The sequence below is a fragment of the Arsukibacterium ikkense genome, from assembly GCF_000987775.1.
GTDB lineage: Bacteria > Pseudomonadota > Gammaproteobacteria > Enterobacterales > Alteromonadaceae > Alishewanella > Alishewanella ikkense.
Genome location: NZ_LAHO01000002.1, coordinates 20343 through 33798, shown reverse-complemented (window position 1 = coordinate 33798; position 13456 = coordinate 20343). Strand labels below are relative to the sequence as shown.

Below are 13456 nucleotides of genomic sequence, written 5' to 3'. Positions count from 1 at the left end.
GTGGAGGATGTTATGGCTGGCCCTGCTTTAGCAACGCAAAGCGGCAGTGGGTTGAACCTGCTGAATTTCGCTGAAAAAAAAATAAAAATGCTGCACCTGACCTGGTTTGCCTTTTTTCTGACCTTCGTTATCTGGTTTGCGCACGCACCCTTGCTTATTCATATTAAAGAAGCGCTGGCGCTAACTGATGCTCAGGTTAAAGCCCTGCTGATTTTGAATGTGGCTATGACCATACCGGCACGGATTGTGGTGGGCATGCTGGTAGATCGCTACGGCCCGCGCATTATGTACTCTTTGCTGTTGTTTATCTCAGCGCTGCTATGTATTGGTTTTGCCTTTGCCCAGACTTATGATGCGCTGGCGCTGTTCCGGTTTTTGCTGGGCTTTGTCGGCGCTGGCTTTGTGGTAGGCATTCGTCTGGTAGGTGAGTGGTTTCCGCATCATCAGGTAGGCACCGCCGAAGGCATTTACGGTGGCTGGGGCAACTTTGGTTCGGCCGCGGCGGCAATGACCTTACCACTACTGGCGCTGGCCTTTGGTGGCCCGGACGGCTGGCGTTATGCCATTGGTACCGTTGGCGTAATCAGTGCGGTATATGCACTGGTGTTTTACAAATATGCCCGCAATACCCCCAAAGGCTCAATGTATTTTAAACCGAAAAAAACCGGTGCTATGGTGGTATCAAGCTGGGGGGCAATGTGGGGTCTTATTCTGATGAATATTCCTATGCATCTGGCGCTGGGAATGCTGGCTTGGCGTTTATCACCTGCCGGGGTAGAGCTATTCTCTACCAATATGATGTACGTGTTATGGGGCGTGTTGCTGCTATTGTTTATGGTGCAAACCCAACAAACCTGGCGGGTTAATGTTGAGCATTTACGGGCCGGCGTGCCCGAGGTCGACAAGTACAGCTTTAAGCAGGTGGGTATTTTAAATATTGCCTACTTTGCCACTTTTGGCTCTGAGCTGGCGGTGGTATCGATGTTGCCGTTGTATTTTCTGGAAACCTTCGAGGGCATCAGTGCGGTAAAAGCCGGTATGCTGGCATCGGGTTTTGCTTTTATGAACCTGGTATCGCGGCCGATGGGCGGCTGGTTTTCTGATAAATTTGGCCGGCGCAAAAGCATGCTGATTTTAATTGGTGGTCTGGCAGCAGGCTATTTTCTGATGGGTTTGATGGACAGTCACTGGTGGATCCCAATGGCGGTGCTGGCCACCATGGCCTGTAGCTTCTTTGTTCAGGCTGGTGAGGGCGCGGTATTTGCCATAGTGCCGTTAATTAAACGCAGCATGACCGGCCAGATTGCCGGTATGGCTGGCGCTTATGGTAATGTTGGCGCAGTGGTGTACTTAACCGTGCTCAGTTATGTCAGCTACAGTATGTTTTTCTATGTGATTGCTGCTTCAGCGCTGGTTGGTTTGGTTGCCGTGATGTTTTTAGATGACCCCAAAGGCCATATTACCGAAGTAGGCGAAGATGGCACTGTGCATCGGATTAATGTCGGTTAATTAAGGTGTTGCCAAAAAGGAGTGACAGGTGAGCATATCCGAGCTGCAGCTTAACTATAGCAGTGTCTGCGAGGCTGGCATTAAAGCGGCTAATGAAGACGCCATAGCGGTTAATTTGCCAGACGATAGCCACCTGTTAACCTACAAAGGGGCCTGCTTCACACTGGCCGATGGTGTCAGCACCGCTGAGGCCGGCCGGCAGGCCAGTGAGCGGGCGGTCAGCCGTTTTTGCCACGAATACAGCCAAACGCCGGATAGCTGGTCGGTGGCCCACAGTGCCACGCAGCTGCTGGCCACCATTAATAACGAATTGTATGAGCTGAGTCATCAGTTTGTGCATAACCAGAAGGGCTATCTGACTACCTTTACCGCGCTGATTATCAAATCGCAAACTGCCCATTTTTTTCATATTGGCGATAGCCGCTTGTATCACTGGCGCGATGGCGTTCTGCTGCAGTTAAGTCTGGATCATACTACGGTATTATCAGAGCAGCGCCAGTTTCTGGGGCGGGCGCTGGGCATGGATGCGCGGGTTGAGCTACACCAGGGCAGCTTAAGCGTGCGCCCGGGGGATAAATTTTTACTGTGCTCAGATGGTATTTCCGATTTTGTCAGTGCCGATGAATTGCAGCGCCAGCTGTCGGCGGCTACCGATTTAGGGGTAACGGCGCAGCAGCTAAAGCAGCAGGCATTGGCGCAGGGTAGCGATGATAATATCAGCCTTATTTTGCTGGAAATAATGGGGTTGCCAGAGCAAAGTCTGGATGATTTAAATCAGCATCTTACCCGGCTGCCGTTTCCACCGGCACTGAGCCCGGGCATGAAACTGGATGGCTATAGAGTGCTAAGCGAGTTGTTTGCCAGTAGTCGCAGCCATTTATATCTGGTGGAGGATGAGAGCACTGTTACTGAAAGCACTGCTGTTGACGGCAGTGCTATTGACGGTAGTGCTATTAAAGGTACAGCCCGGCAGCTGGTACTGAAATGCCCGTCGTTGAATTACGACGATGATGCCTTGTATATCGACCGTTTTATCCGTGAAGAGTGGATAGGCCTGCGCATTGAGTCGGATTATGTGGTCAGGGTAGTGCGGCAATGCCGGCCACGCACCTTTCTGTACTACCTGCTGGAATATCTGCCAGGCCAGACGTTAGAGCAATGGTTTGAGCGCCAGCCCAAGCCATTAAAGCCGGCATTGGCCATTAAGTTGGTGAAACAAATTGCCGAAGGCTTAAAAGCGTTTCACCGGATGGGGGCGATTCATCAGGATTTAAAACCCGGCAATATTATTTACCAGCATGATGGCAGTTTAAAAATTGTCGATTTTGGCTCGGTGTATGTGGCTGGCCTGGCGGAAATAGCCAGCCCGCTGCAGCATGAAGCGGCACTGGGTACTGCGGCTTATTCCGATCCGCATTATTTGCTGGGGCATAACTCCGGCGTGCAGGGCGATATTTATGCCCTGGCTACTATCGCGTATGAGCTATTCAGTGGCGGCCATTTACCCTACGGTGAGGCGGTGGAAGAGTGCCGTACCGCGGCTGATTACGACAAACTGCGTTATCGCAGTAGCCATCAGTTTAACCCGGTGATCCCAACCTGGTTCGACCGCGCCTTACAAAAAGGGGTGAGTCTGGATTTATCGCAGCGTTATCAGAGTATTAATCAGCTACTGACCGACTTACAGCAACCCAACCCGGAATTTTTGCACGAAGAAGTAAAACAGCAGCATAAAACCAACCCCTTGCTGTTCTGGCAGCTGTTGTCCGGTTTTTGGTTTATTACTTTACTGCTGGTGGTGTGGTTGTTTTTGCTCAGGCGCTAAGTGTGGTGTTGGCAGAAACCGGTTTACTCACGTCAACACGCCGTGAACCCATCCCTGGGGGCTCGTTTCCGCCCGTCCAGGGCTTCAACGGTTGACTTAGAGCAATCCGATTCCTGCTCAGTCGTTTGGGTTAACCGTCAGTCAGCTTTTAGGCCGAAAAGGCTTCATCACCTGCTCATTACACTCAAGATAGGGCCCGTCCATTAAATCAATGCAGTAGGGCACCGCCGGAAATACCGCATCTAAACACTGGCGAATAGCTTTGGGCTTGCCAGGCAGGTTAATAATTAAACTGCTTCCGAGCAGGCCGGCAGTTTGGCGCGATAAAATGGCGGTTGGCACATACTTTAATGACTCAGTGCGCATCAACTCGCCAAAGCCGGGCATCATCCTATCGCACACCGCTTCGGTTGCCTCAGGCGTGACATCACGTTTGGCCGGGCCGGTGCCGCCGGTAGTAACAATAAAGCAGCAGCCTTGCTGGTCGGCCAGCTCACGCAGCGTTTGCTCGATTAACGGCTGCTCATCCGGAATGAGCCGGTATTCGGCTTGCCAGTCGCTGCTTAAATAGTCTGTTAAGGTAGCGATAATCGCCTTACCGGATAAATCCTCGTAAATACCGGCACTTGCGCGGTCGCTTACTGTAACAATGCCAATTTTGGCCGTGTGGTTGGTCATAGTGGTTCCTGTATATCACAGCGGTTGCTACCACGTTGCGCACAGCCGCAGAGTGTCTGAGCCGCCATGGATGCGGTGACAAATTCGTCAGGAACGAATTTGAACAGCATCTGCTGGCCGCAGGTACTGGGCAGGATGCCCAGTATAGTTGCTGCGGCGAGCACAAGGTGTGTAGCGACCGTGTGTTATGTATGCGGTTTTCACCCCGTCGCCATCCCGGCCAGGTTTAGCCAGTAGCCGTTACTGTCGGTGGCGCTGAGTTGCTGCGGCGCGCTGCCATCAAGGTTAGCTTTAAATTTCGCCAGCCAGGCAAAGGTGCCGGTTTGTTGTGGGCTTAACCGTACTATATCCACTGTGCCTTGCATAGTGCTTAGCTGGTTTATCAGGTTGTAGCGATAACCCGATTGGGTTTGAATGCCATTTAACACAAAAACCTGAGTACCATCCTGGCTTGTTACCTCACGCCCCTGCGGATAGTTAATACAGCAAAGTTCGCACTGATCTTTACTGCGGTTCTCTGAGCGGGCGGTAAAACAGCGGCCACTCCAGGCCAGCGGTAAATGGCCAAAACTGAATACCTCAGTGCTGAAGCAGTGGCGGATATCGGCGATAATACCTTGCTGCAGCACATCGCTGAGCCATTGGCCGGAAAGTTCTACCGGCAATACCCAGCGCGTCAGCCCCATACTGATCAGGCGGCGCAAACTGTGCTGGTTATAACAGTTGATTGCGGCACCGGCCACAAAGGGCAGGGCGTGTTGCTGCAGCATGCTAATGGCGCCAACATCATTGGCTTCAACTAAAAACTCGCCGTTATCAATATATTTTCGCAGTTCGCGCAACTCACCCGGCGCCTCATATAACGTCATCGATGATAAGCAAACTTGTTTGCCGGCCTCGCGCAGCATCTGCGCCAGCGCAAAATAATCGGCAAAGGTTAACTCGCGCCTTTTGCTGCAGACGGTTTCGCCGAGGTAAACAATATCAAAGTCGCTGTCTGCCACCTCGCGGTAAAACTGCAGCATTTGTGCTTTGGGCCAGAAATACAGCACCGGGCCTAATGAGAATTGCATAACTTTATTTCCATTTTCGATGATAAGCACCCAGTGTGGTCTGGCTACCTTCAGCCAGGCCAGCCAGCACCTGTTGCCATTGTGCCTGTACCCTGAACTGCTCAGGGTTCGCCATCACGGCATCTATGGCCGCGCGCCACACCTGAGTAATTTGTGCCACATAAGCCGGGCTGCGCTGCCGGCCTTCAATTTTCAGCGACTTAATGCCCTCGGCATACAGCTGTGGCAGTAAATCCAGAGTGTTTAAGCTGGTGGGTTCTTCCAGCGCATGGTAGGTATCGCTGCCCACGGTAAAACGGCCTTTGCACAGTGTCGGGTAACCGGCGATTTCATTGGGGGCGAAGCGGTCGATTAAAATGCCATTTAAGCGTGATTCCAGGGTGCCGTTATTGTCCTGCCACTCTACAAAAGCAGCCGGAGAGCAGGCGCCAGCGGTGTTAGGTGATTGGCTGGTCATATAAGAGCTTAAATAACAGCGGCCTTCGGCCATAATACACAGGCTGCCAAAGGCGAATACTTCCAGGTCAATATCGCAGCTTTTAGCCAGCGCCCGCACCTGCTGCATCGACAACACCCTTGGTAACACCACCCGGCTAATACCAAACTGGCGGTAAAAATCAATGGCGGCGGCATTGGTGGCCGAGGCCTGCACTGACAAATGCCGCTCCAGCTTAGGGTAACGCTCGGCAGCATAGGCCAGCACAGCAATGTCGGCCAGGATCAGGACATCAGCCCCGGCATTAGCGGCAATATCCACCGCCTGCTGCCAGCGCTGGTAGTTATCCGGGTGGGCAAAGGTATTAATGGCCACATGCAATTTTTTGCCATGCTGGTGCACAAAGCAGGCTGCTTCTTTCAGCCGGCTTTCGTCAAAATTCAGCCCGGCAAAATGACGGGCGTTGGTATCATCTTTTAAGCCGATATAAACGGCGTCGGCGCCATGTTCGATGGCCGCCTTTAACGCCGGCAAACTGCCAGCGGGGCAGAGCAGTTCCATATGTCGCCTCTTAAGTTAGCTAATCATAATGACTTAGTTACCCCAACTACCTCCGACAGGGAATAGCGAAGGCGGGAGTGCTGTGGTTTCATTATAGGGTCTGAAACGAGGGAATTGCTTATATATGTTTGATATTAAAAGAGTTAACTCTAAATTGGTAGCTGCACTACCTCTAATGCTGCGCCAGCTTACCTGCTGTGCGCCAGCGCTTATGCAGCGCAGCCTGTTACAGTTGGCATTAAACCGGTTTTTTCAGCCTGAGCTGGCTGGCGGTGAGCTGAGCTTTTTGCAGGGTAAGACGGTGCTGATCAGCGTAACTGATCTTAACCTTGAGTTTGGCATCAGCCTGCACGGCAAGCAGCTACAGGTGCAGCTTAAGCCAGCGCAACAGCATCTTTTGTTAAAAGCAGAGCTGGCCGACTTTGTGGCGATGATCAGCAATAACACCGATCCGGATACGTTATTTTTCCGTCGCCGGTTGCAGATGCTGGGCGATACTGAGCTGGGCTTGTACTGCAAAAACCTGCTCGACAGCATAGGGCCGGCACGTTTGCCTGCAGCGGTATCGGTTGGCCTGAACTGGCTGGCTCAGCAACAAAGCGCGTTAAAATCCGCTAAGCCTGCGATAGATCAAGCTTAGTTTTTTCTGTCGCTTTTATACTGGCCGCCAGTAAGGGTGTTGTAATAACACAGCAATAACAGCGCAATATCAGAGGTAGCAATGCAAAGCATAAAATGGGACCCGAAGTTAATCAGCAAGTACAATATTAACGGCCCGCGTTATACCTCGTATCCGACGGCGCTGGCACTGAGTACTGATTTTGATCAGACACACATTCAGCTGGCGCTTGGCCAAAGCCCGGCTGAGCTAAGCCTGTATCTGCATATCCCGTTTTGCCATAAGCTGTGCTACTACTGTGGTTGCAATAAGGTGATTACCCGCCATCAGCATAAAGCCGATACTTATCTGGATGCCTTAGCGCAGGAGATGGCGCTGTATGCTCCCTTGCTCAGCAATAAGCGGATTAATCAGCTGCATTTAGGCGGCGGTACGCCCACCTTTTTAACTGAACAGCAGCTAAGCCGGCTAATGGCGCAATTGCATCAGCACTTTGTGATTAACAGCGATGCCGAAATCAGTATTGAAATAGACCCGCGCAGCTGCAGCGATAACAAACTGCGCCATTTGCGCAGCCTGGGTTTTAACCGGGTCAGCTTCGGCGTGCAGGACTTAGATGAAAAAGTGCAAATTGCCATTAACCGGGTGCAGGATACCGATTTAATTCGCCACCAGCTGCAGCTTAGCCGTGAGCTCGGTTTCAGCTCGATTAATCTGGATTTAATCTACGGCCTGCCATTTCAACAGCCGGCCAGTTTTAGTGAAACGGTTGATGAAATTATCCGGCTGAACCCGCACCGTATTTCGCTGTTCAGTTATGCCCATATTCCCGAGCGTTTCGCTGCGCAGCGTAAAATTGACAACAGCAGCCTGCCAGATGCACCCGCCAAGCTGGCGTTAATGCAACTGGCGATTGAGCGCTTGGTCGCTGCCGGTTATCAGTTTATTGGCATGGACCACTTTGCCAGGCCGGATGATGCCTTAGCCAAAGCGCAGCAGGCGGGCAAATTGCAGCGCAATTTTCAGGGTTATACCACCGCAGGGCAGGATGCCTTGCTTGGCCTTGGCGTATCCAGTATCAGCCAGGTAAGCGGTGTACTGTGGCAAAACAGCAAAGAGTTGCCAGGCTATTACACTGCCATAAATGCCGGCAAACTGCCGGTTGAACGCGGCTTTAGCTTAAATAGCGACGATAAAATCCGCGCTGCGCTAATCAGTCAGTTAATTTGCCATTTCGAATTAGACATTGCCGCGTTCTGCCAGCAATGGCAGCTGGCAGGTTTCTGGCAATACTTTGCCGAGGCGTTAGAGCGGCTGCAGCCGTTTATGGAAGATAGCCTGGTGGAGGTATATGCAGAGCGGATTAAAGTGACTGACAGCGGCCGGCTCTGGGTGCGCAGTATCTGCGCCTGTTTTGATGCTTACCTGACCCAGGGCCAGCAGCGCTATTCCAAGGTGGTGTAACCCTGTTGGGGCGCCCGTTCATTAATAAACGGGCGCCCCAATATTCGTTAATACAGCGCCACTAACTCACCGGCTTTATTAAAGGTCAGAAAATCGGCAATCATGCCGCCCTGAATTTTCTCGGTCATCATTTTCAGCGGCTGCGCCGCTTCATCGTTATTAGGGGCGAAGCCACCACGCCCACCAATGGCTGAGACAAAGGCGATATCCCAGTCAACGCCGGTACTTATCGACTCTGTCACCAACGTGCTGAAGTCGGTTACTTCCTCGGGCAGTTTATCTACGCAAAGCACCGGCGCTAAGGCACCGCCGTGGCCCTGCTCAAAGTTGTTTTTCTGGGTGTCGGTAAAGCCATTGGGCAGCTCTGCTTTGGCAAACACAAACAATAAACGTTGTGGCTCGCTTTGCTGGCCGGCGGCGCGGATTAAGTCGGTATAGGATTCAATATTCATAACAGCCTCTGCCTAAATCTTTGGCGCAGTGTAGCAACTGCCAGCCTTGAATACTGCTGAATTAAGGGGTACCGCAGTACCCCTTATGAGGTATCAGCCTTGCTGGTGCAATGGTTGATGAGCAGCTTTGCTGTCGAACACGCCTTTAACCACCTGCCAGCTTACTGCCAGGGCGCCGACGATAAAGATAATATCGCCGATGGTACGCACCCAGCGCAATGTCTGCAGTATATCGCTTTGCATAAAGGCTTCACTGCGGGCATACCATAAGCCTTCAGTGGCGCTGGCGTAGAACTGAATAAAGCCGATGGGTAACAAGCTGGTAAACAACATCAGCACCAGGCCGCCATTCATCCACCAGAAAGCCGTTTTCATCAACTTTTCATCAAACACCAGCTGGGGGCGGATGTAACGCAGGATCAATAAGCAAAACCCCAGCGCCAGGAAGCCATACACCCCAAACAACGCCGCATGGGCATGGGTTGGTGTCGTGTTTAAGCCTTGCAGGTAATATAAAGCAATAGGTGGGTTGATCATAAAACCAAACACCCCGGCACCCAGCATATTCCAGAATGCTACCGCAACGAAAAACATTAATGGCCATTTAATATCGGCCATCCACGGCGCCTTATTTTTTAAGCGCCAGTTTTCCCAGGCTTCATAACCCAGCACGACCAATGGCACCACTTCCAGCGCACTAAAGGTTGCGCCTACCGCCATTACCGGTGTGGTGGTACCAGAGAAATACAGGTGGTGGAAAGTACCAGGTATGCCGCCGAGCATAAATAACGAGGCCGAGGCTAAACTGGCGGTGGTGGCGATATTGCGTGACACCAGCCCCATGCTATGGAAGATAAATGCCAGCGATACCGTAGCAAATACTTCAAAGAAGCCCTCTACCCACAAGTGAACCACCCACCAGCGCCAGTATTCCATTACCGATAAATGGGTGCGTTCGCCGTAAAATAAGCCGGCACCATAGAATAAACCAACGCATACCACTGAAGCGGCAAACAGTGCCAGCAGGTTTTTATCGCCAGGCGCTTTAAAGGCCGGTACCACAGCCCGTAGCATCAGCAGCAACCAGAACAGCACGCCGATATATTTAATGATCTGCCAAAAACGCCCTATATCAATATACTCATAACCCTGATGGCCAAACCAGAAACTGTATTGCTCAGGCATAATTTGCATGATGGCAAAATAGTTGCCGGCAAAAGATCCGGCAACCAGCACCACTAAAGCCCAGAATAAGATATCAACGCCCAGTTTCTGATATTTTGGATCTTTACCACCGTTGATTATCGGCGCTAAAAACAGCCCGGCGGCCAGAAAGCCAGTGGCGATCCAGAACATGGCGGCCTGAATATGCCAGGTGCGGGACAGGCTGTACGGCAGCCATTCGGTGGTATTCAGGCCATAAAAGCCATCGCCTTCAACTGTGTAGTGGGCAGTAACGCCACCTAACAGTACCTGCAGCGTAAATAGCGCTACCACCAGCAGGATGTATTTGCCCAGCGATTTTTGCGACGGGGTAAGTTTAAGCCGGGCAATCGGATCTTGTTTAGGCACTTCGGGTTCTTCTTCGTCGTGGTTACGTAAAAAAGCCCAACCCCAAATCAGGCCACCGACACCGGCTATCAGTAAAATAATACTAACCAGCGACCAAATCAGGTTCTCCGCCGTCGGACGGTTGTCAATCAGCGGTTCGTGCGGCCAGTTGTTGGTGTAGGTTGCGCTATCCGGCGCACGTTCAGTACTGGCGGCCCAGGCGGTCCAGAAGAAAAACTGAGTCATTTCCTGACGCCGGCTTAAAGACGGCAGTGTATTGTTTTTCATGGCATAGTTAGCACGGGTCTGGCTCAGTTCAATATCATCACCAAACAAGGCAATATAATGCTCAGCGGTTTGGGCAATTGCTTGTGCCCGGCGATCGCTGAGTTGCAGAGTGTCGGTGGCTTTATGGTAACTGTTAGTGCGGTAGGCCTGCTTTAACATGAATTTAAGCGCATGTTGCTGTGTGGCGTTAAGCTGCGCATAGCTCTGTCCATGTTCATCCTGAGCCGCCAGTTCCAGCCAGGCGAGCAGTTCACGGTGCAGCCAGTCGGCAGTCCAGTCCGGTGCCTGATAAGCACCATGGCCCCAGATCGATCCCAGTTGCATACCCCCAACCGATTGCCAGGCAGTCTGGCCGTTAAGGATAGTTTCCTGGGTCATCAGCACCTGCCCTTGCTGATCAATGACCTTTGCCGGAATAGGCGGTGCCGAGCGATATACCTCAGCACCAAAATAGCCCAATACCCCAAAAGTAATGGCTAAAATACTGATCAACAGCCACCAGAGTTTACGATATCCGGCCATACAGCCCCCTTAACAACTCTTTTTTATAGCGCTCAAGTGTCATATTTCACTCCTGTTATGGTCATCATTGGTCAGGCAAAACCTGCCAATACGGCTATTACAAGAAATAAGCCAATGTTTAAGGTTTTGTTATATATGGTGTTTTAATGTTTTGTGCGATGTGGAGGGTGGTTTTAACCTGCCGACGCTCGGGTTAAAGTTACCCGCAGGGTGAAAATGACCCATATGAGGCGGTTTAGCGTGTTTTCTACCTATTCAGCGATATAGGCACTTAAGCTAGCTTGTTTTATCGTGGGGCCTGACAGCGGATAAGAGACGATACCAGATGGAATATTATTTACCGGTAAAAACCTTACATATGTTTTGCGCTTATTTAAGTGCATTGCTGTTTGTCGCCCGTCTGTTGCTGGATATGGCAGCTAAACCAGGCTGGCGCCAGAGCCCGCTGCGTTATGTGCCTCATGTTAACGATACCTTGTTACTGACACTGGCTTTTACCTTAGTCGCCATCGGCCCCTGGCAGCCTTTTGCTCACCAGTGGCTGGGTTTTAAAATTCTGTTGCTGCTGGGGTATATTGGGTTTGGCATCGGGGCGTTAAAACAACGTTTAGCCGTGCCAGCGCGAACGGCTTGCGCTTTGCTGGCACTGGCTCAGTTGGCAGGTATTTTTTATCTGGCGCGCATTAAACCGCTGTTGTTTACTCTCTCATAGTGCCGTAGTTTATGCTCCTGGCGGCGGCCACTGCTAAAGGCCGATACCCGCTTTAAATAACCGATAACCCGGGTACCATAGTCAATATCGTTACTGCCGCAATTAGGACAGGCACACAAGGTACGTTTGTCTATGGTTTCGCAGCTATTGCAGATGGTAATTTTTACATTGATGCAAAAGTAGTTGCAGCCGGTTTTGGCGGCAATATTGAGTAAGTTAAGGTAGCCGGCCGGGTCCAGTTTTTCTTCCAGGTTTAAATGCAGCGCTGAGCCACCATCCAGATAATCCAGCAGCTCACGGCCGTGCAGCTGAAACTTATCCAGAGTATTGCTCTGTTCATCCTCTACCACATAAAAATACGAGTTATAGCAATCGCGCGGCACCAGATAGCCGTCTTCGCGGTCCCATTTTGCATTTTTAACGCCTAAGTTTTCTGCCGGTACAAATTCGGTGTTAAACATATAACCATATTCGATTTTAGCCAGTTTATTGGCATCGAAAATTACTTTTAACTGCTGTTGCACAAAGCGGATATAGTCGGGGTTGTTGCTGGCTACCAGGCCTTGCGATTCAGCCGCTTCTACCATGCCATTTATGCCAATGGTTAAAAATTGTTTATCCAGGCTGATAAAGCCGGCGTCATACACCGTCAGTAGCCCGGCTGCCTGATACTCTTCCATCACTTTGCGATAGGCTACCTGATATTTATGGATTTTACTGATTTCTGTAGCTAAATCACGGCTATCCTGCACCAGCCGGTTCATATTAATGGTAATAACATTGATAGAGCCGGTGGCGACACCGCCTGCGCCCAGCGAGTAAGAAAAGGTATTATCGCTGATTTCACTGCGCAGCCGGCAGCAGCTGGCTAAGGAATCGGCATTTTCTGACTGATAAACAAAAAATGCATTGCCCTCAGCTAGTTGCTGCGCCATGTCAGCGGCAAAAGCCTGATCTTTACACTGACCATTGTCAGTGAGCATGGCGACAGTGACGACCGGGAAGGTCAGTACGGTTTTCTCGCGTTCTTTATTAAACCAGCTTAAAAAGAACTGCTGCAGCGCTGATACCGACTGCCACTCTGGTTTCACAAAATCCGGAAACACAAAGTTACCAAACATACTGTCGAAGTAATGCTGATCATAGATGGAGATATTCCAGAACACACTTTGATAGCCGCGCGCAGCGGCTGGCTGGTTTAGCGCATACACCACATGCTGCAAATGGTTGGCAATTTGCCTGGGGTGGGTGTGTAGGTAGTTATCACCATAGTCTTTACGGGCGAAGTAATCAAAGTAGGTCAAAAATTCTACAGTGGCCACAGCACCGGCAAACTGGCTGGACACAGCAAACACAAAGTTAACAAAGCAGCCGCAGAACGACTCCAGGTGTTTCGGTGCCTGTGACTCGCCGCCCAGCTTGGTTAAGCCATCGCGTAAAAACGGATACATAGTCACCGACACACAGTAAGGCTTTAAGCTGGTTTCATCGTGCACATAGATTTCGTGGTCGGCGATTTGTCTCAGATACTCCGCCGCCAGCTCAGCGCCGAACAGGCTACTTATTTTATTGCTGATCAATGCCCGGTTAACCTGAATAAAATGATCTTTCATCAGTTCGGCTTCTAAGGTGGCGATATTTTTCTGGGTAACATTGGCATTTGCATCCAGTTTCGAGCCATCCGCAGCGTTAGTGGCGTGCAGATAGTTGTCGATAAAGCTTAGTTTTTGTTGTAGTTGGGTAAAATTTAGCGCTTGCATAGCATA

At 50.9% G+C, this 13456-nt stretch carries 11 protein-coding genes; 5 read left to right on the top strand and 6 right to left on the bottom strand.

Going from position 1 to position 13456, the window contains the following annotated elements; genetic code table 11:
• The first annotated feature begins 12 nt into the window (after positions 1-12).
• Together WG68_RS02140 and WG68_RS02135 are read left to right on the top strand one after the other, a co-directional pair.
• Complete coding sequence (locus WG68_RS02140; protein WP_046556021.1) at positions 13-1509, top strand: NarK family nitrate/nitrite MFS transporter; 1497 nt, start codon at positions 13-15, stop codon at positions 1507-1509.
• Between the two features lie 28 nt (positions 1510-1537).
• Positions 1538-3334 (top strand): bifunctional protein-serine/threonine kinase/phosphatase, encoded by a 1797-nt coding sequence (locus tag WG68_RS02135; protein ID WP_046556020.1) that lies wholly within the window; start codon positions 1538-1540, stop codon positions 3332-3334.
• Between the two features lie 141 nt (positions 3335-3475).
• Here the strand turns inward: WG68_RS02135 and mog are convergent, their stop codons facing one another.
• From mog to ubiU, 3 genes are all read right to left on the bottom strand, one after another.
• Entirely contained in the window at positions 3476-4012 is a 537-nt protein-coding gene (gene mog / locus WG68_RS02130) for a molybdopterin adenylyltransferase (RefSeq protein WP_046556019.1), read from the bottom strand.
• 200 nt (positions 4013-4212) lie between these two features.
• A complete protein-coding gene (locus WG68_RS02125; protein WP_046556018.1) occupies positions 4213-5085 on the bottom strand; it encodes a U32 family peptidase in 873 nt (290 codons plus the stop codon).
• 4 nt (positions 5086-5089) lie between these two features.
• The gene (gene ubiU / locus WG68_RS02120; RefSeq protein ID WP_046556017.1) at positions 5090-6082 is read right to left on the bottom strand and encodes a ubiquinone anaerobic biosynthesis protein UbiU; all 993 of its coding nucleotides are present in this window, start codon (positions 6080-6082) and stop codon (positions 5090-5092) included.
• A gap of 124 nt (positions 6083-6206) precedes the next feature.
• On the opposite strand from ubiU, the gene ubiT reads away from it, so the two are divergent.
• Together ubiT and hemN are read left to right on the top strand one after the other, a co-directional pair.
• Entirely contained in the window at positions 6207-6722 is a 516-nt protein-coding gene (gene ubiT / locus WG68_RS02115) for a ubiquinone anaerobic biosynthesis accessory factor UbiT (RefSeq protein ID WP_046556016.1), read from the top strand.
• A gap of 81 nt (positions 6723-6803) precedes the next feature.
• A complete protein-coding gene (gene hemN, locus WG68_RS02110; RefSeq protein ID WP_046556015.1) occupies positions 6804-8165 on the top strand; it encodes an oxygen-independent coproporphyrinogen III oxidase in 1362 nt (453 codons plus the stop codon).
• Between the two features lie 47 nt (positions 8166-8212).
• Here hemN and WG68_RS02105 read toward each other — a convergent pair whose 3' ends face one another.
• Together WG68_RS02105 and WG68_RS02100 are read right to left on the bottom strand one after the other, a co-directional pair.
• A complete protein-coding gene (locus WG68_RS02105) occupies positions 8213-8617 on the bottom strand; it encodes a hypothetical protein (RefSeq protein WP_046556014.1) in 405 nt (134 codons plus the stop codon).
• Positions 8618-8710: 93 nt separating this feature from the next.
• Positions 8711-10978: a nitric-oxide reductase large subunit gene (locus tag WG68_RS02100; protein WP_046556013.1), complete on the bottom strand. Its 2268-nt coding sequence runs from the start codon at positions 10976-10978 to the stop codon at positions 8711-8713.
• Positions 10979-11303: 325 nt separating this feature from the next.
• Between WG68_RS02100 and WG68_RS02095 the strand changes: the two genes are divergently transcribed.
• Positions 11304-11690, top strand: a complete 387-nt coding sequence (locus tag WG68_RS02095) for a SirB2 family protein (RefSeq protein WP_046556012.1) — start codon at positions 11304-11306, stop codon at positions 11688-11690.
• Here the strand turns inward: WG68_RS02095 and nrdD are convergent.
• On the bottom strand, positions 11648-13450 hold the full coding sequence (gene nrdD / locus WG68_RS02090) for an anaerobic ribonucleoside-triphosphate reductase (RefSeq protein WP_046556011.1): 1803 nt from the start codon (positions 13448-13450) through the stop codon (positions 11648-11650). The two genes, WG68_RS02095 and nrdD, sit on opposite strands and share 43 nt — an antisense overlap.
• Between the last annotated feature and the right edge of the window lie 6 nt (positions 13451-13456).